The sequence below is a fragment of the Streptomyces deserti genome (assembly GCF_054782695.1).
Genome location: NZ_BAAGRZ010000131.1, coordinates 1 through 595, shown reverse-complemented (window position 1 = coordinate 595; position 595 = coordinate 1). Strand labels below are relative to the sequence as shown.

Annotated in this window: 1 pseudogene; it reads left to right on the top strand. The window is 64.5% G+C overall.

Annotation, left to right across the window (positions count from 1 at the left end):
- Window positions 1–254 precede the first annotated feature (254 nt).
- Window positions 255–497, top strand: a pseudogene (locus ACYVMZ_RS39415) (transposase); the annotation flags it as partial.
- Window positions 498–595: the final 98 nt, after the last annotated feature.

Genomic DNA, 595 nt, shown 5'->3' with positions numbered 1-595 from the left:
AAAGACCAGATCAGGCGAGGCACACGACGGGTTCCGGAGAAGGTCATCACGCTTACGCCCGCGATACTTCAGTAGCTCAAGCAACGGCATTGGGACACCGGCTGCAAATGGCGGGCCCTGCCTGCGGACTTCCCACATGGCGCACGGTCTGGGGATTCATGGCCCGATGGGCCGCGGCCGGGATCGTTGGCCAGGTCCGTGACCATCTGGCGGGGCGGATCCGCAGTGACATGGGTAAAGGCCCCCGAGCAGTGGCCACCGTGATCGATTCCCAGAGCGTGAAAGCCGCGGAGACCGTTTCCAAGGCCACCCGCGGCTACGACGCGGGCAAGAAAATCAACGGCCGAAAGCGCCACCTGGTCGTCGACACGCGCGGACTCCCCCTCATGGTCATGGTCACCCCCGCCGACCTGCACGATGCCGCGGCCGCCAAGGAAGTCCTTTTCCGCCTGCGCCTGATGCACCCAGAGATCACGATCGTGTGGGCCGACTCGGCTTAGGGGTCCTTGCAGAATGATCTTCCTGTGGCACGGTGGAGATGGAAGTGATTCCGTCTTTGTGGGGGTGGCCCGTGGCACGGCGGAAGCCGTGGGAG